General features: G+C 71.2%; 19 protein-coding genes, 2 tRNA genes and 1 pseudogene. 4 read left to right on the forward strand and 18 right to left on the reverse strand.

Translation table 11 applies throughout. From position 1 onward, the window contains the following. The first annotated feature begins 81 nt into the window (after window positions 1–81). Window positions 82–348 carry a cell division protein CrgA gene (crgA, locus tag ACGF3A_RS10240; RefSeq protein WP_393727863.1) on the forward strand — a complete coding sequence of 89 codons (267 nt, stop codon included), beginning with the start codon at window positions 82–84 and terminating at the stop codon, window positions 346–348. 251 nt (window positions 349–599) lie between these two features. Here the strand turns inward: crgA and ACGF3A_RS10245 are convergent, their stop codons facing one another. Both ACGF3A_RS10245 and ACGF3A_RS10250 read right to left on the reverse strand, forming a co-directional pair. Beyond that, on the reverse strand, window positions 600–1502 hold the full coding sequence (locus ACGF3A_RS10245; RefSeq protein ID WP_393727865.1) for a rhomboid family intramembrane serine protease: 903 nt from the start codon (window positions 1500–1502) through the stop codon (window positions 600–602). 111 nt (window positions 1503–1613) lie between these two features. After that, a complete protein-coding gene (locus ACGF3A_RS10250; RefSeq protein ID WP_393727867.1) occupies window positions 1614–2141 on the reverse strand; it encodes a peptidylprolyl isomerase in 528 nt (175 codons plus the stop codon). Between the two features lie 212 nt (window positions 2142–2353). Between ACGF3A_RS10250 and ACGF3A_RS10255 the strand changes: the two genes are divergently transcribed. Beyond that, window positions 2354–3085, forward strand: a complete 732-nt coding sequence (locus tag ACGF3A_RS10255) for a DUF5324 family protein (RefSeq protein ID WP_393727869.1) — start codon at window positions 2354–2356, stop codon at window positions 3083–3085. A gap of 202 nt (window positions 3086–3287) precedes the next feature. Here ACGF3A_RS10255 and ACGF3A_RS10260 read toward each other — a convergent pair. Together ACGF3A_RS10260 and ACGF3A_RS10265 are read right to left on the reverse strand one after the other, a co-directional pair. Continuing rightward, window positions 3288–3599 (reverse strand): annotated as a pseudogene (locus ACGF3A_RS10260) (STAS domain-containing protein); the annotation flags it as partial. A 542-nt stretch (window positions 3600–4141) separates the two neighbouring features. Continuing rightward, window positions 4142–4214: transfer RNA gene (locus ACGF3A_RS10265), tRNA-Ala, on the reverse strand. A gap of 141 nt (window positions 4215–4355) precedes the next feature. Here ACGF3A_RS10265 and ACGF3A_RS10270 point away from each other — a divergent pair. Further along, window positions 4356–4907, forward strand: a complete 552-nt coding sequence (locus ACGF3A_RS10270) for a DNA-binding protein (protein WP_344531276.1) — start codon at window positions 4356–4358, stop codon at window positions 4905–4907. 74 nt (window positions 4908–4981) lie between these two features. After that, a complete protein-coding gene (locus ACGF3A_RS10275; protein ID WP_393727872.1) occupies window positions 4982–6256 on the forward strand; it encodes a serine/threonine-protein kinase in 1275 nt (424 codons plus the stop codon). A 13-nt stretch (window positions 6257–6269) separates the two neighbouring features. On the opposite strand, the gene ACGF3A_RS10280 is transcribed toward ACGF3A_RS10275, so the two are convergent. From ACGF3A_RS10280 to dnaA, 14 genes are all read right to left on the reverse strand, one after another. Then, a complete protein-coding gene (locus tag ACGF3A_RS10280; RefSeq protein ID WP_393727874.1) occupies window positions 6270–7706 on the reverse strand; it encodes a hypothetical protein in 1437 nt (478 codons plus the stop codon). Then, window positions 7703–9712: a VWA domain-containing protein gene (locus ACGF3A_RS10285; RefSeq protein ID WP_393727876.1), complete on the reverse strand. Its 2010-nt coding sequence runs from the start codon at window positions 9710–9712 to the stop codon at window positions 7703–7705. The genes ACGF3A_RS10280 and ACGF3A_RS10285 overlap by 4 nt, the downstream gene beginning before the upstream one ends. A gap of 215 nt (window positions 9713–9927) precedes the next feature. Next, on the reverse strand, window positions 9928–10062 hold the full coding sequence (locus ACGF3A_RS10290) for a DLW-39 family protein (protein WP_019356762.1): 135 nt from the start codon (window positions 10060–10062) through the stop codon (window positions 9928–9930). A 91-nt stretch (window positions 10063–10153) separates the two neighbouring features. After that, window positions 10154–12019 (reverse strand): tetratricopeptide repeat protein, encoded by a 1866-nt coding sequence (locus tag ACGF3A_RS10295; protein ID WP_393727878.1) that lies wholly within the window; start codon window positions 12017–12019, stop codon window positions 10154–10156. 66 nt (window positions 12020–12085) lie between these two features. After that, a complete protein-coding gene (locus tag ACGF3A_RS10300; RefSeq protein WP_393727880.1) occupies window positions 12086–12421 on the reverse strand; it encodes a YnfA family protein in 336 nt (111 codons plus the stop codon). 68 nt (window positions 12422–12489) lie between these two features. Then, window positions 12490–12566: transfer RNA gene (locus ACGF3A_RS10305), tRNA-Ile, on the reverse strand. A gap of 81 nt (window positions 12567–12647) precedes the next feature. Continuing rightward, a complete protein-coding gene (locus tag ACGF3A_RS10310; protein ID WP_393727882.1) occupies window positions 12648–13211 on the reverse strand; it encodes a DUF3566 domain-containing protein in 564 nt (187 codons plus the stop codon). Window positions 13212–13220: 9 nt separating this feature from the next. Then, window positions 13221–15848: a DNA gyrase subunit A gene (gyrA, locus tag ACGF3A_RS10315; protein WP_393727884.1), complete on the reverse strand. Its 2628-nt coding sequence runs from the start codon at window positions 15846–15848 to the stop codon at window positions 13221–13223. A 54-nt stretch (window positions 15849–15902) separates the two neighbouring features. After that, complete coding sequence (gyrB, locus tag ACGF3A_RS10320; RefSeq protein ID WP_393727886.1) at window positions 15903–18029, reverse strand: DNA topoisomerase (ATP-hydrolyzing) subunit B; 2127 nt, start codon at window positions 18027–18029, stop codon at window positions 15903–15905. Window positions 18030–18297: 268 nt separating this feature from the next. Continuing rightward, window positions 18298–18882, reverse strand: a complete 585-nt coding sequence (locus ACGF3A_RS10325) for a DUF721 domain-containing protein (RefSeq protein WP_393727888.1) — start codon at window positions 18880–18882, stop codon at window positions 18298–18300. Next, the gene (gene recF, locus ACGF3A_RS10330) at window positions 18879–19997 is read right to left on the reverse strand and encodes a DNA replication/repair protein RecF (RefSeq protein WP_393727890.1); all 1119 of its coding nucleotides are present in this window, start codon (window positions 19995–19997) and stop codon (window positions 18879–18881) included. The genes ACGF3A_RS10325 and recF overlap by 4 nt, the downstream gene beginning before the upstream one ends. A 28-nt stretch (window positions 19998–20025) precedes the next feature. Next, entirely contained in the window at window positions 20026–20916 is an 891-nt protein-coding gene (gnd, locus tag ACGF3A_RS10335) for a phosphogluconate dehydrogenase (NAD(+)-dependent, decarboxylating) (protein ID WP_393727892.1), read from the reverse strand. A gap of 84 nt (window positions 20917–21000) precedes the next feature. After that, window positions 21001–22131 carry a DNA polymerase III subunit beta gene (dnaN, locus tag ACGF3A_RS10340; protein WP_344531286.1) on the reverse strand — a complete coding sequence of 377 codons (1131 nt, stop codon included), beginning with the start codon at window positions 22129–22131 and terminating at the stop codon, window positions 21001–21003. Window positions 22132–23017: 886 nt separating this feature from the next. Next, complete coding sequence (gene dnaA / locus ACGF3A_RS10345) at window positions 23018–24952, reverse strand: chromosomal replication initiator protein DnaA (RefSeq protein WP_393727895.1); 1935 nt, start codon at window positions 24950–24952, stop codon at window positions 23018–23020. Window positions 24953–24983: the final 31 nt, after the last annotated feature.

Genomic DNA, 24983 nt, shown 5'->3' on the forward strand with positions numbered 1-24983 from the left:
CTACGCTAACGGACCACCAGAAGGCCACAGGTCCCCGAGCCCCCAGCGCGGTCACGAAGCGCATCGACAGGAGAGTCTCTCGTGCCGAAGTCACGGATCCGCAAGAAGGACGACTTCTCGCCCCCGTCCGAGAAGAAGGCGACCCAGATCGATCTGGGCCGCGGCAGCGGTGGCCGCCGCTGGGTGGCCCCGCTGATGCTGGCCATGTTCGGCATCGGCCTGGCCTGGATCGTGGTGTTCTACGTCACGGACAGTTCGCTGCCCATCGACGCCCTCGGCAACTGGAACATCGTGGTCGGGTTCGGCTTCATCGCGACGGGGTTCGTGGTCTCCACCCAGTGGAAATAGCGCCCGCTCCGTCCGCGGCGCCGAGTTATCCACAGGCTGATCCACAGCCTTGGAAAACTCACAAGATCTGTGGATAACTTTCCGGGTGTTGACGCCGATGTGACCGGGCGGGCCGCCACGGAAGGCCCGGTCACCCCCGTTTTCCAGGGAAAACGGACGCCTGAGCGAGTGCAGTGCACGCCTCCTACGCTATGCACAAGATCCTGAGCACGCTGTGGACAACTCAGGGGAGCGCTTCGGGGGGCGCTTGATCACGCGAGCTGCGCCGTCCGTACGACGCACATCACGACGACGATCAGCAGCATCGCCCCGAACGCGCCGTACTGCACCAGCGTCCGCTTCTCGCGGGGCGCGTGCACCAGCGCGTAGGCCAGCGCGGCGCCCGCGACGAGCCCGCCGACGTGGGCCTCCCAGGAGATGTTGCTCCAGGTGAACGTGAAGAGCAGGTTGATCGCCAGCAGGACCAGGATCGGCCGCATGTCGTAGCGCAGCCGCCGCATCAGGACCGCCGTCGCGCCGAAGAGGCCGAAGATCGCGCCCGAGGCGCCCAGCGACGCCTGCTGCGGCGCCGCCACCATGTACGTGAGCGCGCCGCCCGCGAGCCCGGAGAGCAGATACAGGCCGGTGAACCGGGCCCGGCCCAGCGCCGCCTCCAGCGGCGGGCCCAGGAACCACAGCCCCAGCATGTTCATCAGGATGTGCCAGATCTCCTGGTGCAGGAACATCGAGGTCAGCAGCCGGTACCACTGCCCCTCCGCGACGCCCTCCAGCGGCCCGTACGGCTCGGTGGTCGCCTGGCCGAAGAGCAGCAGCTCGTCCAGCAGCCGGTCGCCCTGGATCATGACGGCGACGAACACCGCGACGTTGAGCCCCAGCAGGATCTTCGTGACGAGCCGGGGGTCCGCCGCGAGGCTGCCGCCCGCGAGCGTACGAGGCTGATTCGCGTCCGCCGCGTGTCCGGTCCCCGACCCGCCCTTGACGCACTCGGGGCACTGGAATCCGACGGAGGCGGAGATCATGCACTCGGGGCAGATCGGGCGCTCGCACCGGGTGCACGAGATGTTGGCCTCACGGTCGGGATGGCGGTAGCAGCGCGCGGTGTCCCGCTCCTCCTGGTTGCCCTCAGGACCCTGCGGCCCCCCGCTCTGCTCCATGGTTCCCGTCCCCTCTGCTGTGACGGACGTACGTCCGCCCGTCGAACGCGCGGAACCCCGCCGCTCACTCCCTCCTACGGACGGGAGGAACGGCAGGGTTCCCGGTCGTGGTCAGCGACGCTCGATGACGACCGACTCGATCACCACGTCCTCCAGGGGACGGTCGGTGCGCGGGTTGGTCGCGGTGCCGCCGATCGCGTCGACGACCTTCTTGCCCGCCTCGGTGGTGACCTCACCGAAAATGGTGTGCTTGCCGGTCAGCCAGGTCGTGGGCGCGACGGTGATGAAGAACTGCGAGCCGTTGGTGCCCGGGCCCGCGTTGGCCATCGCCAGCAGGTACGGCTTGGTGAAGGCCAGGTCCGGGTGGATCTCGTCCTGGAACTCGTACCCGGGGCCGCCGGTGCCGTTGCCCAGCGGGTCGCCGCCCTGGAGCATGAAACCGCTGATCACCCGGTGGAAGACCGTGCCGTCGTACAGCTTGTCCGAGGACTTCTGGCCGGTCGCCGGGTGGGTCCACTCGCGGGAGCCCTCGGCGAGCTCCACGAAGTTCTTGACCGTCTTCGGCGCGTGGTTGGGGAAGAGCTGTACCTCGATGTCGCCTTGGTTCGTCTTCAGGGTGGCGTAGAGCTGCTCAGCCACGATCTACCTTCCATCCGTCTGCATTGACTCCCCCGATCCTCCCACGGACGCTGTCGGAGGGAGTGCGCTGACCCATATGCCTGGCCGTAGCATGCTGGACAGGGCATAACCAGGCATGATCTTCAAATCGGGTGGAAAACGACTCTCGTCTTTCCTTGTTCCCCTACAACACGGAGAGCGACAGCACCCCGAGCCACCGAGGAGGAGGAACCGTGACCCGCATGGACAGCGTGCGCGCCGCCACCGGCACGGCGAAGGAGAGCGTGCGCCACGCCGCGGAGGTGATGGCCCCGCACGCCGGGAGCGCCAGGGATTCCGCGGTGCACTACGCACAGGAGGCGGGCGCGCGCCTCGGCCCCAAGGTCTCCCACGCCGCGCAGCAGGCCCGCCACTCAGCGCGTGAGGGATACACGTACTACGTCGGCCCGCGCGTCGCCCAGGCCCGTGAGTCCCTGCCCGCCGAGGTGGACAAGGCCGCGACGCGCGCCGCGCAGCGCACCCGCAGCACCGCCCGCCAGGCCGCCCGGTACGCGGGCCCGCGCATCGAGCAGGCCGTGGCCGACGCCCGCGCCGCCGCCGGACCCGCCAGTGAGGAGGCCGCCGCGCGCGGGGCCGCCGCGATGGCGGCGCTGCGCGGCCAGGTGACCCCGGACGAGATCAGGAAGCTCAGCCGGCGCCGCGACCGCCGTGCCCGTACGGGACGGGTGGTGCGGCGCGTGACCGTGGTGGCCGTGCTGGCGGGCGCCGGGTACGCGGTCTGGCGCTGGTGGGACAAGCAGGCGAACCCGGACTGGCTGGTCGAGCCCCCGCCGGCGACGGAGGTCGGCGACAGGACGCCGCTCGCCACGGTGAACGGCTCCGAGAACGCGCTCGACCCCGAGGTGCGGGCCAAGCAGGCCGACGCGGACGCGGAGTCGTCGTCGGAGGACCGGCGCGAGCCGTGACGCCGTGACGCCGTGATCGAACGGGAGTGGGGGGGGGGGGGGGGGGGGGGCGGCCCCCCCCCCCCCCCCCCCCCACTCCTGTCCCGTCGTGCCCGGTGCCGGCGGCTCGGCCCCCGTCGGGGCCCGGCTCCGCCGCCAGCTCGGGGACGGGCGAGAGGACCGAGGTCAGGCCGGTGATCTTCAGCAGGCGCAGCACCTTGGGGTCCGCGCAGACCATCGTGAACTCGCCCCCGCCCGCGAGCACCCGGGAGCGGACGTCGACCAGCATGGCCAGTCCGCTGCAGTCGATGAAGGTGACCGCGCGCAGATCCGCGACGAGCACGGGGACGGTGGCGACCGTCAGCGCGTAGAGCTGCGGGGTCGTCGCGAGGACGACGGCGAGGTCGATCTCTCCATGCAGCTCGACGACGGTACGGGCCCGGGTCGTCCGCGCCAGGACCGTGCCCCCCGGGCTGTCGTCCGGCCAGGACAGGGAGCATCCCCTCTCGTCCATGTCTCGTGCCATCGGTGCCATGCGTATGACCTTGGTGACCTAGGTGACCTGTGGCGGCTGCGGCGACCTTCGGGGTCCGGGAAGTCGGCCCGTAAGCATAGGCAGCCGTCGTCAAGTCCCTCGGGTACCCACCGAGCCGTCTCACACGATCGGGTGAGAAAATTGCGTATCGCTTGCGGATGCATTCGTTCCGTGATCGCGAACCCGGGGCGCCCCGGCCGCTTCACTCCCGCCAACGCGCCCGCGCGCCCTCCCGAGAGCGCCGCGACGACGGCCGCGCGGGCCCGCCGCGCCCCGCGCCGCCGCCTCCCCCCGCCCCGCCGTCCCGCCACCGCCCCGCGCTGTCCCCCGGCCGGGGAGCGTGACAACGCCCCGGCGCCGCCCGCTCGTTGATCACTACACGCGCCGTGCGGGACGGCGTGATCCGGACAGGTCGAAGCGGTGCGGCGCGATTCCTACGGCCCCGGAAGGCCACCGTCCACCCGCGCGCCCCCGGAGTGCGCGGGTGCGCGCAAAAAACCCCACCTGATTGCGTTCCCGCAGGTCAGGTGGGGTTTGGGAAGTGGAGCCAAGGGGAGTCGAACCCCTGACATCTGCCATGCAAAGACAGCGCTCTACCAACTGAGCTATGGCCCCGTCGCGGACCAGGGTACCCGCTGCGGGAGACGAATTCCGACCGGGTATCGCCCCGCCCCCGTCACCCTCCGTAGGATGCACGGCAAGTTCGCGGCAGCGAAGCCGATGGAGAGGGACCCAGAGGGCCAGGGGAGACGTGTGATGGACGCAGCTCAGCAAGAAGCCACCGCGAAAGCGCGGGAGCTTCAGAGCCAGTGGTACGGAGAGCCGTTGGGGACCCTCTTCCGGCGGCTGATCGAGGATCTGGGGCTCAACCAGGCCCGGCTCGCGACCGTGCTGGGGCTGTCCGCGCCGATGCTGTCGCAGCTCATGAGCGGCCAGCGGGCGAAGATCGGCAACCCCGCCGTCGTCCAGCGGGTGCAGGCACTGCAGGAGCTGGCGGCCGAGGTCGCGCGCGGCGACGTGAGCGCGGGGGACGCCACGAACCGGATGGACGAGATCCGCCGCACCGCGGGCGGCAGCGTGCTCAACAACACGTCGCAGACCGCCTCCTCCGGTGCCTCGCAGACCCCCGTCAAGCGCGTCGTCCGCGAGATCCAGGCCCTGCTGCGCTCCGTCTCGGACGCGGCCGACATCATCGAGGCGTCGTCGGCACTCGCCCCCACGCACCCGGAGCTGGCAGAGTTCCTCCGGGTCTACGGCGCGGGCCGTACGGCGGACGCGGTCAAGCACTACGAGGCGCACCAGAGCTGAGACGAGCGGAACGCGCGGGACGAGCAGGACGCGCAGGACGAGCAGGGACAAGCAGGGGGCAGGGGCACAGCGCCATGGGAGAGATCTTCGCCGGGCGGTACGAACTGGTCGACCCGATCGGCCGAGGCGGCGTCGGCGCGGTCTGGCGGTCGTGGGACCACAAGCGCGGGCGGTACGTGGCCGCGAAGGTGCTCCAGCAGAGCGACGCGCACACGCTGCTGCGCTTCGTGCGCGAACAGGCCCTGCGCATCGATCATCCGCACGTGCTCGCCCCCGCGAGCTGGGCCGCCGACGACGACAAGGTCCTGTTCACCATGGACCTGGTCAGCGGCGGTTCGCTGGCCCACCTCATCGGCGACTACGGTCCGCTGCCGCCCACCTTCGTGTGCGCGCTGCTCGACCAGCTCCTGGCGGGGCTGACCGCCGTGCACGCCGAGGACGTCGTCCACCGCGACATCAAGCCCGCCAACATCCTGCTGGAGCCCACCGGCACGGGCAGGCCGCATCTGCGGCTGTCGGACTTCGGCATCTCCATGCGCAAGGGCGAGCCGCGCCTGACGGAGACCAACTACGTGGTGGGCACGCCCGGTTACTTCGCGCCCGAGCAGATGATGGGCGCCGAGCCCGACTTCACCGCCGACCTGTACGCGGTCGGCCTGGTGGGGCTCTACCTCCTGACCGGCCGCAAGCCGGACTCGCAGGCGCTGTTCGCGGAGTACGAGCACGGGATGCCGGCCGCGCCCGAGGGCGTTCCGGAGCCCATGTGGCAGGTCCTCGGCCAGCTCCTCCAGCCCGACCCGCAGGCCCGGTTCCGTACGGCCACGGGCGCGCGCAAGGCGCTCGCGAGCACGGCGGAGCTGCTCAGCACGGACGCGACGCTGGAGCAGGAGGTCGTGGAGGTCTTCGACCACCTCGGGCCGCTGCCCGAGGGGTTCGGCCCCGACGGCCCGCTCCGTGCGCGGCCGCAGGGCGCCGGGGACGGTACGGGCGCCGGACCCGCATCGGCACCGGCACCGGCCGTTCCGCCGCCCTCGGACACCGGGAGCTTCCACCTCCAGCCCCCGCAGGCCGCGCCCCAGCCCCCGGCGCAGCCCAGCACGCCGCCGACGCCCACGCCGTCGAACAGCACGATGCCGTACACCGGCGTCCAGCAGCCGACGGCTCCGCCGCCACCGCAGGGCTACGCGCCCGCGCCGGCGCCCGTACCAGGGCCCGCGCCGACGCCCGTACCGGCGCAGGCTCCCGCGCCCGTACGTAGACCGGGACCGCCCCCGAAGGTCGCGGTCCCGGTGCTGGTCGTCGCGCTCGTCTGCCTCGGCATCGGCGTCTGGGCGCTGCTCGGCATGTGACGGCGCCGCGGCGCTACTGCCAGCCGCCGTGCTGGTGCTGCTGGTTCTGGTGCTGCGGATACCCGTAGCCCGGCGGCGGGGGCGGCGGTGCCAGCGGCGTGGCCGCGGCGCGGCGGCGGGCGACGAGCGTCCAGCCGCCGAGCCCGAGCAGCAGGACGGCGCCCGCGCCGATCCCCGCGAAGGCAAGCAGCTTCTTCGTGCCGCTCCCGCTCTCCTCGGCCTCGGCCGCCGTCTGTCCCTCGGCCGCCTGGTCGCGGTCCTCGTCGGTGACGCCGAAGCCCGCCTCCCGCGCGTCCCCGGCGTACGCGGGCCCCTTCTTCGCCGTGCCCTTGACGTCGACGCGCAGCGTCAGCGGCACCTTCTTCCCGCCGGGGAAGTACCGCTGGGCCAGCTCGGGGGAGACCGTCACCGCGAGGTAGTGCCAGCCGGAGGCGGAGGCGCCGGGCGCGTCGGTCTCGTAGCGGTTGCCGTAGGCGACCCTCGGGGTGAGCAGCGGCAGGGCCGCCGTCTCCTTGCTGTAGTCCGTGAACTGAGGGTCGCCGAGCGGGGCGCGCGCCGGGCCGTAGACGACGGCGCCGACCGCGTTGTAGACGGCGCGCGGGAACTTGCCGCCGCGGCCCGAGCTGCCCAGCTCGACGCTCGCGTGCAGCTGCTGGCCCCAGTCGACCGGCACCCGGTAGAAGCGCGTCTCGCCGGGCCTGGCGCGGTCCTTCCACAGGCCGGAGTCGACCGCGCCCGCGTCGTTGAAGCCCGTACCGCCCTTCGCCTGCTTCTTCGCGCCGCTGACGGACGGCACCGGGGGCTCGTCCTCCGGCAGCCCGACGTCGGCGGGCGCGTCGGGCCTGCTGCCCTTGACCGGCGGCTCCTCCGTGTACGTGAGCTCCACCGGCCACTCGGCGGGGTCGGAGGTGCCCGCGCCCTTGCGGGTGACCGACAGCAGGTACGGGCCCTTCGCGTCGCAGGCGTCGTCCTCGCCGGTGATGTGGCGCTCGACGCTGGTGGAGACGGGGTAGCCGTACCCGCCCCCGCCGAACTCCCCCGAAACGGGCCCGTTCCCGCACTCGTCGCCGTCCACGGTCTTGAGCGAGATCTCCAGGCCCTCGCCGTACCGCGCGACCTTGGCGCCGGGCTTCGGCGCGGCGACGGCGGAGAACCACGCGGAGGACTTCGCGTCGAGGTTCACCGCGTAGTACTTCTTCTGACCGCGCTTGATCGTGTCCTTGTACGTCCCCGGCTTCAGCGTCGGCCCGTCACCGCTGCTCGCGGTGCCCTGGACGGCCTTGGCGTCGTCCGCGAAGGCGTACGTGGGGAGCCCGTCGGCGGGGGCCGCCCATCCTGTGCCGGGGAGGGCGGCGGTGACGGCGAGCGCCGCCGTCACCGTGACCGCCGTCCGTGCGCCCCGCGCGCGCCATACGCCCCGCGCGCCCCGTACGCTCGTTGGCCGCTTCACCGTGCCCCGCCCCTCGTTGGATCCCATCCGTCCGCAGGCCCGCCGGGCCCAGGACCGTTGCCGCCGCGGCGCGCGAGGACGTACCAGAGTCCGAGCCCCGCGAGCAGCAGTACGCCCGTGCCTCCCGCGACGGCTGCGACCTGTGCGCCGCTCCATCCTGCACTCCCGTCGCCGTCCTTGTCCGCGCGAGGTGCCGTACCGTCCGCGTCCCCGCCCGCGCTCGCGCCGGCGCCCGCCTTGGCCGCGGGCGCGCCGTGCTGCGGGCCGCTCTTCGCCGTGCCCTTGACGTCGAGGCGCAGGGTCACGCCGATGTCCGGGTTCTCCGCGATCTGCGAGGCCTTGGCGCCGAGGGTGACCGCGATGTAGTAGTCGCCCGCCGCGTGCACGGGCCTGGCCTGCGCGGCGCTCTCCCAGCGGTTGGTCCAGGAGACGGGCGGCGTACCGGCGGAGATCTTGTCGGGCTTGCCGGTGTACGCGCCGGTGCCGGTCAGCTCGTCGGAGACCGGCTGCCTGCCGGGCCCGTACACCTGGGTGGCGATACGGGTGAAGCCGGAGCTGTACTCGTCGGCCGTGGGCTCGTTGCTGAACTCCACGTCGTAGCGCACCTGCTGGCCCCAGCCGACCGGGACCCTGTACCAGAGCGTCTGCGAGGGCAGCAGCTTGTCGCGCCACACGCCGGTGCCGACGGTCTTCGCGTCGTTGAAGCCGGTGCCGCCCGTGACCTTGCGCGGGGTGCCCTGCGGCAGGCTCGCGCCCTCCCCGGCGGCGCCGAGCTCGGGCATGGACTGCGCGGGCGTGAGGCCCTTCTTGAGCGGCTGCTCGACCGTGTACGAGAGCTCCAGCGGCCAGCGTGCCGAGTCCGAGCCCTTCTTGCTGGTGCGCTCGACGGCCAGCAGGTACCGGCCGGCGCCCCAGTCGCAGGTGCCGCCGGACCTCCCGTCGTCGCCGGGGATGCGGCTGGAGGAGGAGACGAGCGGCACGCCGCCCTCGCTCTGCGAGAAGTGGGTGGTGTTCGACTCGCAGGGCGTGGTGTTCTCAGGCGAAATGATCTCGGTGCGCAGGCCGTCGAGCGAGTCCACCTTCGAGCCCGGCTGCGGGACGCCCGTCGCGGAGAACGTGGTGGTCGAACCCTTGTCCATCCCGACCCGGTAGTAGCGCTTCTCGCCGGGGCCGATGGTGTCGACGTACTGCCCGGAGGCGGTCGGCCCGGAGCCGTCGCCCAGCGGCGCCGCCGCCCCTTGCTTGGGGCCCCCGGTGACGCGCTCGCCCTTGAACCGGTAGCCGTCGGCGGAGAGCCGGCCCGCGCGCTGCAGCTGACGGGCGAGGGCCTTGGCGTCGGGCGCGTCGTAGTAGTGGCCCTTGCCCGCGCCCGCCACGCATTCGAGCTGCTTGCGCGCCTTGCCGCGCACCTGGAAGCCGATGGCGTCGATGCGCAGGTCGATGCCCTTCTCCGCGAGGGACTCGGCGACCTCGCAGGGCGGGGGAGCGCCGCAGTTGTCCTCGCCGTCGGAGATCAGCAGGATCGTGCGCTGCCCGATCGCGCCGTGCGGCGTCCTGGGCAGATCCTGGGCCGCCTTCTTCAACGAGTGGCCGATGGGGGTGTCCCCCTTGGGCTTCACACCCGCGACGGCCTTCTTCAACGCCGTACGGTCCAGCGGCTTCACGGGCTCCGCGAGCCGGGTGTCGGTGCAGCCGCGGGCCTTGTCCGCGCCGTAGACGCGCAGTCCGGTCGGGTAGCCGTCGGGCAGGCTGTCGGCGACGGTGCCGACGGCCTTGCGCGCCGAGGCGATCCGCGTCGAGCCGGAGCCGTCGTCGTCGGCCATGGACCCCGAGGAGTCCAGCACCATCACCATCGAGCCGGCGGCCTTGGCCGTGTTGCTCTCCGCAACTTTGTGGGCGTCCGCCGGAGTACGGGCTTCCGCCGCCCCCGCGAGCGGCAGTACGGCCAGCACGCACGCCAGCCCTCCCAGCAACGCCCCTGCTGTACGCCTCCGTGGTCGTGCCATCTCGTGTCGTCCCCCTCGGCCGACCCGGTGTCGGCTCTCCGTCAGCAGCTTGCCGTCCGACGGTAGGGGCTTTGCACAAGCACATACAAGCGTCGCGCTGTCACGGAACGGCAACGACCCCCGGGACGACCCCCGGAACACGATCCGGCACACAATGAGGCCCCAGCCGTCGGAGCGGCTGGGGCCTCATCGGCACACTTTCGCTGAGCTGAGCTTCACACACCCGAACCTGCGGGCACGGAGTCGGTCGCCTCCGTCCACAGATCCTGCTCGGCGCGGTCCGCCTGGATCTGGCGGTACACGAGGAGGCCGCCGATGGCGGCCAGTGCGACCAGGAAAAGCTTCTTCACCGCGCTACCTCGTCCTTCTTTGACGTTGGGACCTCTCTGGCGCCCGATGATACCCAACCACCTTCCGACACGAAGCGGTGCACACCGTCGTCTACGACGGGCCCTCCGGCTCGCCCTCGGAGCCCCAGTCCTCGGGTTCGTCGGCCCGTCCCGTCTCCCTCAGCAGCGCGGTGAGACTGTCCAGGGCCTTGGGATCCCCGGACAGGGCCGCCCGCCGGAGGAAGAGTTCCGCCTCCTCCGTACGGCCCGTCCTCCGCAGCAGCACACCGAGGTTGAGCTGTGCCTTGGCGTGTCCGTCCGCCGCCGCCTCGCGGAACGCGGCCTCCGCCTCCTCCAGCCGGCCCGCCCTCCGCAGCAGATTGCCCAGGTTGTAGTGGGACTTGGCGTGCCCCTCCCGGGCCGCGCGCCGGAAGAGGTCCTCGGCCTCGTCCAGCCGACCGGCCTGCCGCAGCAGCGTCCCCAGGTTGTTCATGGCCTTGGAGTGCCCGGCCTCCGCGGCCCGCCGGTACGCGGCCTCCGCCTCCTCCGCGCGCCCCGCCTCCCGGTGCAGCACACCGAGGTTGAAGACGGCGCGGGTCTCCCGCTCGCCGCCCTCCTCGACGGCCCGCCGGAACAGCGCCTCGGCCTCCTCCAGCCGCCCCGCCGTCGCCAGCAGCACGCCCAGGCCGTTCATGGCGCCGGTCGAACCGGCGTCGACGGCCTGGCGGTAGGCGGCCTCGGCCACCGGGGAAGCGGCCCTGCGGGCGTGCACCGCGATGGCCGAGCACTCCTCGGCGTCGGCGGTGTGCCGCAGCGCGAGGTGCCAGGTCGCCTCGGGAACGTCCGTACGGGCGTGGTCGACGAGGTAGTCGAAGACGTCCCACGCGTCCGGATCCTCCGTCGGCACCAGCATGCTGGTCACCCCGTGCCGGTGGCGGCAGGCCCACTCCACCGCGTCGTCCAGGGGTTCGGGGCGCAGCAGGGGACCTCCGGCGGCGCGCAGGTACGCCTCGTGCGCCTCGGCGAGCAGCGCGCGGGGGAAGGGCGGCCGCAGTCCCGTACGGGCCAGGTCCACGGCCGCGGCGACGAGCGCGGCGGCGCGGGGGTGCCCGCCGGGCCGCGCGGCCCGCTGCCACTCGCGCAGCAGTACGGGACCCGCGGCGAGGTACTCCGCGATCCCGTAAGGCCCGTGGTGCGTCAGGGCGTCCGCGATGCGCTCGTCGTCGCTCTCCTCGGCGCGCGCCAGCTCGCCCCGGCTCCACACCCGTTCGATCGCGACCGGCTCGACCTGCTTGAGGACCCGCGCGCCCACGTCCATCGCCTCGGCGTGCGGGCCGCCGCCGCCCCGCGCGCCCTCCTGGGCCGCGGTGAAGGTCTCGTACTGCTGGTGCCGCATCGTGGCCAGCACCGGCACCCGCAGCCGCTCAAGTTCCGCCAGCAGCCCGGGTTCCAGCCCCTCCGGGCCCAGGTACCGCTCCACGTCGTCCAGCCACACCACGCACCGCACACCGCCCTGCTCGGCCACCTCCAGGCCCAGCGGCAGATCCTCCCCCTTCGCGGGCGCCAGCACCCGGTACCCGGGCAGCACGGCGGCCAGCGCCTCGAACGCGGCCCGCGTCTTGCCCGCCGTCGACTCCCCGACCAGCAGCACGAACCCCCCGTCCCGCGCCGCCGCGGCCAGCCGCTCCCGCAACTCCCCGTCGGTGTCCCGCACCACGTACGGCGGCACCGCGTCCCCGTTCCGGTCGGGCCGCGCCCGGTGCGCCCCCGCCGCCAGCGCGCCCCAGCCACCCGCCACGGGCCAGCGCCCGGGGTCCTGCAGATACGCCGGAACCCGCCTGCCCCCGGCGGTCGTGACGGTCACGGGCCCCAGGAAGTCCCGCCCCATGAGCACGCTCTCGGCCCGCCCGCCGGAAACCGCGTTCTCGGTCGCCCCGCCCGCCCCGCCCTCCCGTTCCGGTTCCCGTTCCGCGCCCATCGTCCTCCCCTGCCGAAGGAAGCCAGCCGAAAGAACCCCAGCCTAATGAGCACCGGCCGAGCGGGGTCAGTGGTCGCGGGGCGCGTACATGATGACGGCCATGCCGACGAGGCACACCAGAGCGCCGATGACGTCGTAGCGGTCAGGACGGTAGCCGTCGGCGGCCATCCCCCAGGCGATCGATCCGGCGACGAAGACGCCACCGTAGGCGGCGAGGATACGGCCGAAGTTGTCGTCACTCTGAAAGGTGGCCACGACGCCGTACAGCCCCAGGGCGATGACGCCAGCGCCGACCCAGACCCAGCCCCGGTGCTCACGCAGCCCCTGCCAGACCAGCCAGGCCCCTCCGATCTCGAACAGGGCTGCGACGACGAACAGCGCGACAGAGCGGGCGACGAGCACGGTGATGGTCTTTCCGTAGCGATGGACGCGAAAGGGCCCCGACTCTTCGGAGTCGGGGCCCTTCGTGCTGGTGCGGCTACCAGGACTTGAACCTGGGGCCTCTTCCTTATCAGGGAAGCGCTCTAACCGTCTGAGCTATAGCCGCGCGCTGCACGGAAAGATTAGCGCACTTCAGGCCGTGCCCCAAATCGCATTCGGGGCGGCTTCGCCGGGGCCCGCTCCTGGCCTACTCGTCCTCGGCGAGCGTGAGCTCGATGCCGCCCACGAAGCCCGCCGAGAGGTTGTAGATGAAGGCGCCCAGCGTCGCGAGCGCCGTCGCCAGGACCATGTTGATCACCGCGATCACCGAGGTGAAGAGCAGGACCCGCGGCAGCGACAGGAACGACTCCAGGTCGAACCCGCCGCTGCCCTCGGCGCTCGTCGCCTCGCTCACGGTGCCGCCGATGGTCGAGAAGACGCCCATCGCGTCCATGACCATCCACAGCACCGCGACGGCCACCACGGTGCACAGCCCCAGCGCGACCGACAGCAGGAAGCTGACCTTCATCACGGACCAGGGGTCGGCCTTGGCCACCCGCAGCCGCGCCTTCCGGGTGCGCGGGACCGTACGGCCCCCGCTCCCGGCGCCCGTACGCGGCCGCCGGGCCGCGCCCGAGCCGCCGCCCCCGCCCTCCGGCGGAGCCGGGTACGCCTGGGGCGGGCGATGAGGCTGGGGCTCAGGCTGCGGCTGTGACGTCGGCTGAGACTTCGGCTGGGGCTGTGCCTGCGGCTGAGGCTGAGCACCACTCACGCCCTGCTCCTAGTCGTCCTGGTGGTCCTGGGGGTCCTCCGACGCGGTGCCCTCCGGCGCGTCCGGCTCCTCGCCGGGTCCCGCCGCCGCCTCCACTTCCTCGGCCTCTCGACCGGCCTCGGCGTTCCGCGCGACGCCGACCACCGCGTCCTTCTTCCCCAGGTTGATCAGTTGGACGCCCATGGTGTCACGACCGGTCTCCCTGACCTCGCTGACCCGCGTACGGATCACACCGCCGGAGAGGGTGATGGCGAGGATCTCGTCCGACTCCTCCACCACCAGCGCGCCCACCAGCGACCCGCGGTCCTCCACGATCTTCGCGGCCTTGATGCCGAGCCCGCCGCGGCCCTGGACGCGGTAGTCGTCCATGTCGGTCCGCTTGGCGTACCCGCCGTCGGTGGCCGTGAACAAGAACGTACCCGCCCGGACCACATTCATCGAGAGCAGTTCGTCGTCCTCGCGGAAGCTCATGCCCTTCACGCCGGACGTCGCGCGGCCCATCGGGCGCAGCGAGTCGTCCGTCGCGGTGAACCGGATCGACTGGGCCTTCTTCGAGACCAGCAGCAGATCGTCCTCCGGCGAGACCAGCTCGGCGCCGATCAGCTCGTCGTCGCGGCCGTCGTCCATCTCGCGGAGGTTGATCGCGATGACGCCGCCCGAGCGGGGCGAGTCGTAGTCCTTCAGCGGGGTCTTCTTGACCAGCCCGGACTTGGTGGCGAGGACCAGGTACGGCACCGCCTCGTAGTCCCGGATGGCGAGGATCTCGGCGATCTCCTCGTCCGGCTGGAAGGCCAGCAGGTTCGCCACGTGCTGCCCGCGCGCGTCGCGGCCCGCGTCCGGCAGCTCGTACGCCTTCGCGCGGTAGACCCGGCCCTTGTTGGTGAAGAAGAGCAGCCAGTGGTGGGTCGTGGAGACGAAGAAGTGGTCGACGATGTCGTCTTCCTTCAGCTTCGTGCCGCGCACGCCCTTGCCGCCGCGCTTCTGGGCGCGGTAGTCGACGGTCTTCGTCCGCTTCACATAGCCGCCACGCGAGATCGTGACGACGATGTCCTCCTCGGCGATCAGGTCCTCGATGGACATGTCGCCCTCGAAGGGGATCAGCTTGGTGCGCCGGTCGTCGCCGAACTTGTCGACGATCGCGGTCAGTTCCTCGCCGATGATCTGCCGCTGGCGGTCCGGCGAGGCCAGGATCGCGTTGTACTCGTCGATCTTCGCCTGGAGCTCGTCGTGCTCCGCGGTGATCTTCTGCCGCTCCAGGGCCGCCAGGCGGCGGAGCTGCATCTCCAGGATCGCGTTCGCCTGGATCTCGTCGATCGTGAGCAGCCCCATCAGGCCCTCACGCGCCTCCTCGACGGTCTGGCTGCGCCGGATCAGCGCGATGACCTCGTCGATCGCGTCGAGCGCCTTGAGCAGACCGCGCAGGATGTGGGCCCGCTCCTCGGCCTTCCGCAGCCGGTAGCGCGTACGGCGCACGATCACGTCGATCTGGTGCGAGACCCAGTGCCGGATGAACGCGTCCAGCGACAGGGTGCGCGGCACGCCCTCCACCAGCGCGAGCATGTTCGCGCCGAAGTTCGTCTGGAGGTCGGTGTGCTTGTAGAGGTTGTTGAGGACGACCTTGGCGACCGCGTCCCGCTTCAGGACGATCACGAGGCGCTGGCCCGTACGCGACGAGGTCTCGTCCCGTACGTCCGCGATGCCGCCGACGCGGCCGTCCTTCACCAGGTCGGCGATCTTCAGCGCGAGGTTGTCCGGGTTGACCTGGTAGGGCAGCTCGGTGACGACCAGGCACTGGCGGCCCTGGATCTCCTCGACCTCGACGACGGCGCGCATGGTGATCGAGCCGCGCCCGGTGCGGTACGCCTCTTCGATGCCCTTGCGGCCGACGACCAGGGCCCCGGTGGGGAAGTCCGGGCCCTTGATGCGCTCCATGAGCGCGTCGAGCAGCTCCTCGTTGGAGGCGTCGGGGTGGTCGAGGTACCACTGGGCGCCCGCCGCGACCTCGCGCAGGTTGTGCGGCGGGATGTTGGTGGCCATGCCGACCGCGATGCCCGCCGAGCCGTTGATCAGGAGGTTCGGGAAGCGCGCCGGGAGGACCGTCGGCTCCTGGTTACGGCCGTCGTAGTTGTCCTGGAAGTCGACGGTCTCCTCGTCGATGTCCCGGAGCATCTCCATGGCCAGCGGCGCCATCTTGCACTCGGTGTACCGCATGGCCGCGGCCGGGTCGTTGCCCGGCGAGCCGAAGTTGCCGTTCGAGTCGACCAGCGGCATCCGCATCGACCAGGTCTGCGCGAGGCGGACCAGGGCGTCGTAGATCGAGCTGTCGCCGTGCGGGTGGTACGTGCCCATGACGTCGCCGACGACGCGGGCGCACTTGTAGAAGCCCTTCTCCGGGCGGTACCCGCCGTCGTACATCGCGTACAGCACGCGCCGGTGCACCGGCTTGAGCCCGTCGCGGATGTCCGGCAGCGCACGGCTCACGATCACGCTCATCGCGTAGTCGAGATACGAGCGCTGCATCTCCGTCTCAAGGCTCACCGGCTCCACGCGGGCGCCCGCCTCGGCGTCCACCTGCGCGTCGGCGAGCGGCGAATCCTGACTCGGGGAGCCCTCGGGGGTGGGCGTCTCGTCGGCCATTGCTCAGATCAAGTCCTTCTGTGTGTACGGCGCGTGCGGGGTGCGGGCCGACGATCAGATGTCGAGGAAGCGGACGTCCTTGGCGTTGCGCTGGATGAACGAGCGGCGGGCCTCGACGTCCTCGCCCATGAGGATCGAGAAGAGGTCGTCCGCGGCGGCGGCGTCGTCCAGCGTCACCTGGCGCAGCACTCGCATGTCACGGTCCATGGTCGTGACGCGCAGCTCTTCCGCGTTCATCTCGCCCAGACCCTTGAAGCGCTGGATCGAGTCGTCCCGGATCCGCTTGCCCTGCTCACGGCCGAGCTGGATGAGCTGGTCGCGCTCGCGGTCGGAGTACGCGTACTGGTGCTCGTCCCGGCCCCACTTGACCTTGTAGAGCGGCGGCTGCGACAGGAACACGTGGCCCGCCTCGACCAGCGGCCGCATGAAGCGGAACAGCAGCGTCAGCAGCAGGGTGTTGATGTGCTGGCCGTCGACGTCGGCGTCGGCCATCAGGATGATCTTGTGGTACCGCAGCTTCTCGATGTCGAAGTCCTCGTGCACACCCGTGCCGAACGCCGAGATCAGCGCCTGCACCTCGGCGTTCTGGAGGACCTTGTCGATCCGCGCCTTCTCGACGTTGAGGATCTTGCCGCGGATCGGGAGGATCGCCTGGAACTCCGGGTCCCGGCCGGACTTGGCCGAGCCGCCGGCGGAGTCGCCCTCGACGATGAAGATCTCGCACTTCGACGGGTCGTTGGACTGGCAGTCGCTCAGCTTGCCCGGCAGCGACGCCGTCTCCAGCAGGCCCTTGCGGCGGGTCAGATCGCGCGCCTTACGGGCCGCCACCCGGGCCGTCGCGGCCTGGATGCCCTTGCGGATGATGTCCGAGGCCTCGTTCGGATTACGGTCGAGCCAGTCCGTCAGATGCTCGTGGACGATCTTCTGGACGAAGGTCTTCGCCTCCGTGTTGCCCAGCTTCGTCTTCGTCTGGCCCTCGAACTGGGGCTCGCCCAGCTTGATCGAGATGATCGCGGTGAGACCCTCGCGGATGTCCTCGCCCGTGAGGTTGTCGTCCTTCTCGCGCAGCAGCTTCTTGTCGCGCGCGTACCGGTTGATCAGGCCCGTCAGCGCCGCGCGGAAGCCCTCCTCGTGGGTGCCGCCCTCGTGCGTGTGGATCGTGTTCGCGAAGGAGTAGACCCCCTCGCTGTACTGGTTGTTCCACTGCATCGCGATCTCGACCGAGAGCATGCGCTCCTTGTCCTCGGCCTCGAAGTCGATCACCGTGGGGTGGACCAGCTCGCCCTTGCGGGAGTTGAGGTAGCGGACGAAGTCGGAGATACCGCCCTCGTAGTGGTACCGGACGGAGTTCTGCTTGCCCTCCTCGTCCACGTGCTCCGCGCGCTCGTCGGTGAGGGTGATGGTCAGGCCCTTGTTGAGGAAGGCCATCTCCTGGAAGCGGCGCGCGAGCGTCTCGAACGAGTAGTCCGTCGTCTCGAAGATGTCCGGATCTGCCCAGAACGTAACGGTTGTTCCGGTTTCGTCCGTCGCCTCGTTCTTCTCCAGCGGGGCCGTCGGCGTCCCCAGCTTGTAGTCCTGCGTCCAGCGGAAGCCGTCGGCCTTGATGTCGACGGCGAGCTTGGTCGACAGGGCGTTCACCACGGAGACACCGACACCGTGCAGACCGCCGGAGACCGCGTAACCACCGCCGCCGAACTTGCCGCCCGCGTGCAGCACCGTGAGCACGACCTCGACGGCCGGCTTCTTCTCGACGGGGTGGATGCCCACCGGGATGCCGCGGCCGTTGTCGACGACGCGCACGCCGCCGTCGGCCAGCAGCGTCACGTCGATCGTGTCCGCGTGCCCGGCCATGGCCTCGTCGACGGAGTTGTCCACGACCTCCTGCACGAGGTGATGAAGACCACGCTCGCCCGTCGACCCGATGTACATGCCAGGCCGCTTGCGGACCGCGTCCAGGCCCTCCAGGACCGTGATCGCGCTCGCGTCGTACGACGGTTCCTCGTGCCCGCCCGCCGCTGCGGCCTCGACGGCCTCTGCGGCGTCGGGCACGGCTTCGTCGCCGTGTGCGGACTGGTTCTTGTCGTTCTCGTTGAGATCGCCGGAATCGGCCACGAAGCGCCCTTTCTGGCACAGAGCACAGGCCGTCTCCTGGGCAAGCGGAGCGGCTGCGTCGTTCGACATGTTCCGCAACGATGCGGCTACCGCCCAGTGTACCTGTGTCGGCATCGTGAATGGGGCTTTGGCGGTGCCTGAGTCCGCATGTGCCGCCCTGAACTGGCGTCCACCGACTCCCCATATCTGGACCGGGGGGCCAAGCGGCTCACACGGGCGCTCAGCGCTTCCGGACGTCAACGCACCGCAACCGGGAAAAGCACCACCCGACCCCCACGCGTTTCACCAGCGCACAGCGGCGACAACGGCGGCAGCGGGCCGCGGCACCGCCCCGCGATCACCCGTAGGTGTCGCCCGGCCCCTTGCTCCCCGGCGCGCGCAGCGGGCCGCCGAACCGCGACGGGGGCGCCTCGGGGCCCCGCACCTTGATCAGCTTCACGGTGCCCTGCCCCAGGTCCTCGTTGAGCCGCGCCACCAACCGGGGGGCCAGCAGCCGCAGCTGCGTCGCCCACGCCGTCGAATCGCACCGCACGACCAGGACCCGCTCCTCCTCGTCGTACCGCTGGGGCTCGCAGTGCTGCGCCACCTCGGGCCCGACGAGCTGCGGCCACCGGCCCATCACCCCGCCCACGGCCGCCGGGGTCTCCCAACCCCGCTCCGTGATCAGCCTGTTGACCGCGGCGCCCAGCGACATCGGGTCCCGCCCGTCCCGCCGCGCGCCCGACCGCAGGCCGCCGCCGCGCCGCGCCTGCCGCTTCTGCTGCGCCGCCGCGCCCCGCGCCTTGGCCTGCTCCTTCGCCGCGCGCAGCGCCACGCGCGCGAGATCGACCCCGCTCGCCTCGGGCGGAGCGGGGGCCGCGGGCCGCTCGCCGTCCCCAGCCTGGGGAGAACCCGGGGGTTCAGGGGGAGTCCCCTCGCTCACAGCCGGGTCACCTCCCCGTCCGCCACCGAGAACCGCGCTCCCGCGAGCAGCTCCGGCACGTCCTCCTCCACCGCGGCCGTCACCAGCACCTGCTCGCCGTGCGCCACCAGCTCCGCCAGCCGCGCCCGCCGCTTCACGTCCAGCTCCGCGAAGACGTCGTCCAGCACGAGCACCGGCTCGTGGCCCTCGCTCTTGAGCAGCTCGTACGACGCGAGACGGAGCGCCAGTGCGTACGACCACGACTCACCGTGGCTCGCGTACCCCTTCGCGGGAAGCTCCCCCAGCTTCAGCACCAGATCGTCACGGTGCGGCCCGACGAGCGTCACACCCCGCTCGATCTCCTGCTTCCGCGCCTCGGCGAGCGCCCCGAGCAGCTGCCCGTACAGCTCCTCGCGCGAGCCGCCGTCGCCGACCGGGCCCTTGTACTCCAGCGCCACGGGGCCGCCGCCCGGCGCCAGCCGCTCGTACGCCTTGTCCGCCAGCGGTGCCAGCACCCCGATCAGGTCCAGCCGCTGCGCCAGCAACTCCGCGCCCGCGCGCGCCAGATGCTGGTCCCACACGTCGAGCGTCGTCAGATCCATGCCCTTGCCGCCGTGCCGGCGGGCCATCGCCGCCGACTTCAGCAGGGTGTTGCGCTGCTTCAGCACGCGCTCGTAGTCCCCGCGCACCCCCGCCATGCGCGGCGCGCGCGCCGTCACCATCTCGTCCAGGAAGCGCCGCCGCTCGCCCGGATCGCCCTTCACCAGGGCCAGGTCCTCGGGCGCGAAGAGCACGGTGCGCAGGATCCCCAGCACGTCCCGCGGCTTGACCTGCGAGGACCTGTTGATCCGCGCCCGGTTCGCCTTCCCCGGGTTCAGCTCCAGCTCGACGAGCTGCTGGCGCTCGCCCTGCCGCACCTGCGCCCGTACGACCGCGCGCTGGGCGCCCATCCGCACCAGCGGCGCGTCCGAGGAGACCCGGTGGCTGCCGAGGGTGGCCAGATAGCCCACGGCCTCGACCAGGTTCGTCTTCCCCTGCCCGTTCGGGCCGATGAACGCGGTGACGCCCGGGTCGAGAGCGACCTCGGCCCGGGCGTACGACCGGAAGTCGGCCAGCGAGAGATGCGTCACATGCACGGCCTTCGCCGACCTCCCCCGTGATCCTTTACTTGGTGCCTTCGGCGGCGCCCTCGACCGCGTGCCCACCGAACTGGTTGCGGAGCGCGGCCACCATCTTCATCTGCGGCGAGTCCTCCTGCTGCGAGGTGAACCGCGCGAAGAGCGAGGCCGTGATCGCGGGCAGCGGCACCGCGTTGTCGATCGCCGCCTCGACGGTCCAGCGGCCCTCGCCGGAGTCGGCCGCGACACCGCGCAGCTTGTCCAGGTGCTCGTCGCCGTCCAGCGCCTTGACCGCCAGGTCCAGCAGCCAGGAACGGATGACCGTGCCCTCCTGCCAGGAGCGGAAGACCTCGCGGACGTCCGTCACCGAGTCCACGGCCTCCAGGAGCTCCCAGCCCTCGGCGAAGGCCTGCATCATCGCGTACTCGATGCCGTTGTGGACCATCTTCGCGAAGTGGCCGGCGCCGACCTTGCCCGCGTGCACCGAGCCGAACTCGCTCTCCGGCTTCAGCGCGTCGAAGACCGGCTGCACCTTGGCCACGTGCTCGGCGTCGCCGCCGTACATCAGCGCGTAGCCGTTCTCCAGGCCCCAGACGCCGCCCGAGACGCCGCAGTCCACGAAGCCGATGCCCTTGGCCGCGAGCTCCTCGGCGTGCTTCTCGTCGTCGGTCCAGCGCGAGTTCCCGCCGTCCACGACGATGTCGCCGGGGGAGAGCAGCTCGGCCAGCGCGTCGATGGTCGTCTGGGTCGCCTCGCCCGCCGGGACCATGACCCATACGACGCGGGGGCCGGTCAGCTTCCTGACCAGCTCTTCCAGGCTGTTCACATCGGCGACGTCGGGATTCCGGTCGTAGCCGATGACCGTGTGGCCTCCCCGGCGGATGCGCTCGCGCATGTTCCCGCCCATCTTGCCGAGACCAACAAGACCCAGCTCCATCAGTGGCGCCCTTTCGTTGCGATTCGTACCCCCGCACGAGCCTACGCCTGGACGGAGCCGGGCCTCTTACGGCGTCAGCCCGGGTCAGCCCGACAGCCGCACGGGCATGATCAGGTACTTGTACGCCTCGTCCGCCTCGGTGTCCTTCGCGGGCTTGCCGCTGAGCAGCGCGGGCTTCGTCGACGTCGTGAACGAGAGCTGCGCCCAGGGCGAGTCGATCGCGGAGAGGCCCTCCAGCAGGAAGCCCGGGTTGAAGGCGATCGAGATGTCGTCGCCCTCCAGCTCGGCGTCCACGCGCTCCACAGCCTGTGCGTCGTCGCTGGAACCGGCCTCCAGGGTCAGCACGCCCTGCTCGAAGCTGAGCCGCACCGGGGTGTTCCGCTCGGCGACCAGCGCCACGCGCTTCACGGCCTCGACGAACGGCGCGGTCTCGATCACCGCCACCGAGTTGAACTCCGTGGGGAACAGGGTGCGGTACTTGGGGAGGTCGCCCTCCAGCAGCCGCGTCGTCGTCCGGCGGCCCGCGCCCTCGAAGCCGATGAGGCCCTCGCCGGAGCCGGAGCCCGAGAGCGCCAGCGTCACGTTGTCCCCGCCGCTGAGCGACTTCGCCGTGTCCAGCAGCGTCTTGGCGGGCACCAGGGCGACCGCGGACGCGTCCGGCGTCTCCGGCTTCCACAGGAACTCGCGCACCGCGAACCGGTAGCGGTCGGTGGACGCCAGGGTGACCGTGTCGCCCTCGATCTCGATCCGCACACCGGTCAGCACCGGCAGCGTGTCGTCCCGGCCCGCCGCGATGGCCACCTGCTGGGCGGCGGCGGCGAAGACCTCGCCGGGCACCGTGCCGGTCGCGGTGGGCATCTCCGGCAGCGCCGGGTACTCCTCCACAGGAAGGGTGTGGAGTGTGAACCGCGAGGAGCCGCAGACGACGGTCACCCGCACACCGTCCGTGGAGATCTCCACCGGCCTGTTGGGGAGCGCCCGGCAGATGTCGGCGAGCAGCCGACCGGACACCAGGACCGTGCCGTCCTCCTCGACCTCCGCCTCGACGGAGACCCGTGCCGAGACCTCGTAGTCGAAGCCGGAGAGGCTCAGGGAGCCGTCCTCCGCCTTCAGCAGGAGGCCCGCGAGGACGGGCACCGGCGGACGGGCTGGGAGGCTCTTGGCCGCCCAGGCCACCGCCTCCGCGAGTACATCGCGCTCTACCCGGATCTTCACCTTCAGCCGCCTCCTGCTGCCGCCACGTCGTGCTGTTTGCCGGGGACCAGTCTGACGCACGGGGCTGACAGCAGGTGCGGGTGCGGGTCAACTCGTCGAGATCGGGGTAGGACGCCGCGACGCCGAGTTGTGCACAGCCCCCACTTCGAAGCGAATCCCGGGCTCTCTCTAGGTGGTCGTAGTAGTAGGGCTTGTGGAAACCGTGGATAACTCGATTTCCGCAGCTCAGACCCGGAATTTTGTCCACCGCGCCTGTGGGCGCAGCGGTGGATGAACGGGGGGTTTCTGTGGACGGGGAAAAGTTCTGCACAGTCCGCCCACAGACCGGGGCGGCTTGCCCACAGCCGCGCCCACAGTTTTACCCACCTTTCCCACAGGCCAATCCAGGGTCTTGGTGTGACCGCTTTCACTCGTACCGGTGAGAGGGCGCGTTGCCTTGCCGAACAGTGGACAGAGCTGTGGAGAAGCTGGGGAAAAGATCCCCTGGCCTGTGGGCGGCCGGTGGACAAGTGCGAGGGCGATCTGGGTGCACCAGACACCCTCCACACCCTGTGGACGCCGCTCGCCCACAAATGCACAGCCACCTGACCTCGGCAAATCATGCCTGGTCCGGCCCACTTGTGGACGCTGTTGGGACAACTCACCGCGTCCCCAGGGTGTGGACGTCGGAAACCGCCCTGACCTGTGGACCCGGGCCCTTCAGGGCCCTGGATTCGAACAGCGAAAGGCCCTCCGGGAGTTGATCCCGGAGGGCCGCGGGGGTCGGGAAGGGCGCGAGAGGGCGCCGACGGAGCGCCGCGAGAGCGCTGAGAGAGCGTTAGAGAGCACTGAGAGAGCACTGAGGGGTTCGCTGAGAAGGCTTCTCAGCGAACCCCTCGACGGGTCCTCAGGCGTTCTTGATGCGGTTCGTGAGCTCGGTGACCTGGTTGTAGATGGAGCGCCGCTCGGCCATGAGGGCGCGGATCTTCCGGTCCGCGTGCATCACCGTCGTATGGTCGCGGCCGCCGAACTGGCCGCCGATCTTCGGCAGCGAGAGGTCCGTCAGCTCGCGGCACAGGTACATGGCGATCTGCCGCGCCGTCACCAGCACGCGGCTGCGCGAGGAGCCGCACAGGTCGTCGACCGTCAGCCCGAAGTAGTCGGCGGTGGCCGCCATGATGGCCGGGGCCGTGATCTCCGGGGTCGCGTCCTCGCCGCCGGGGATCAGGTCCTTCAGCACGATCTCGGTGAGGCCCAGGTCGACCGGCTGCCGGTTGAGGCTGGCGAAGGCCGTGACGCGGATCAGCGCGCCCTCCAGCTCGCGGATGTTGCGCGAGATGCGGGAGGCGATGAACTCCAGGACCTCCGGCGGGGCGTTGAGCTGCTCCTGCACCGCCTTCTTACGGAGGATCGCGATCCGGGTCTCCAGCTCGGGCGGCTGGACGTCCGTGATCAGGCCCCACTCGAAGCGGTTGCGCAGCCGGTCCTCCAGCGTCTCCAGCGCCTTGGGCGGCCGGTCGCTGGACAGCACGATCTGCTTGTTGGCGTTGTGCAGGGTGTTGAAGGTGTGGAAGAACTCCTCCTGCGTCGACTCCTTGTCCGCCAGGAACTGGATGTCGTCGACGAGCAGGATGTCCATGTCGCGGTAGCGCTTGCGGAACGCGTCCGCCTTGCCGTCGCGGATCGAGTTGATGAACTCGTTGGTGAACTCCTCGGAGCTCACGTACCGCACGCGCGTGCCGGGATAGAGGCTGCGCGCGTAGTGCCCGATGGCGTGCAGCAGGTGCGTCTTGCCGAGCCCGGACTCGCCGTAGACGAACAGCGGGTTGTACGCCTTGGCCGGGGCCTCGGCGACGGCGACGGCCGCGGCGTGCGCGAAGCGGTTCGAGGCGCCGATGACGAAGGTGTCGAAGAGGTACTTCGGATTCAGCCGCGCCGTCGGCTCTCCGGGACCCGTCGCGGGCGCGGGCTGCGCGGCGAGCGGGCCGGGGGCGCCGCTGGGCGCCGGAAGCTGCGAGGGGCTGGGGCCGTCGTACGGCGGGGCCGGCGGCCGTCCCTGCGGCGGGATCTGGGGCCGCTGGTGGTGCGGGGGCTGGTGCGACTGCTGCTCGTACTGCTGGTGCTGCGACTGCTGGTCGTACTGCTGCTGGGGCTGCTGCCGCTGCTGCTCGTAGGGCTCGTACGACGGATGCTGTTGCTGCTGCGAGGCGTACGGGTCGCGGTGCGGCTGCTGGGGCTGCTGCTGCCAGGGGGCGCCGGGGCCGGGGCCCGGACGGTGGTTCTGCGGGTAGTCCGGGTACGCGGGACGGGCGGACGGGAGGTCGCGGGCCCCTTCGTACTGCTCGTACTGCTGCTGTTGCTGCTGCTCGTAGCCCTGGTCGTACCCCTGCTGCTCGTACTGGGGCTGGGGCTGCTGTTGCTGCTGGGGCTCGTAGCCCTGCTCGTACGGCTGGGAGGGCTGGCGCTGCTGCTCGTACCCACCGTCGTAGCCGCCGCTCTCGTGCGGGGCCGACGGGGCGGAGGGGGCGGACGGGGCCGGAGCGGCGGGGGCCGGGGGCGCCGTCGGTTCCGGGGCCGGGCCCGTGACGGTGATCGCGAGGCGGATCGGCTGCTGGCACTCGCGGCTCAGGGCGTCACTGATCATCGGCGAGAGGCGGCCCTCCAGCACGCCCTTCGCGTACTCGTTGGGGACGCCCAGGAGCGCGGTGCCGGAGACGAGCACGAGTGGCTGGCAGTCCTGGAGCCAGCGCTGGTCCTTCGCTTCCACTCCCTGCCCCTCGGTGAGGAGCTGTTCCAGCACGCGTGGCCACACTGCGGCAAGATCGGCAGGTAGGTCAGCCACGGGGCACGCTCTTTCACTCGCTGGGTGACGG

The organism is Streptomyces sp. NPDC048172, assembly GCF_043202595.1.
Classification (GTDB): domain Bacteria; phylum Actinomycetota; class Actinomycetes; order Streptomycetales; family Streptomycetaceae; genus Streptomyces.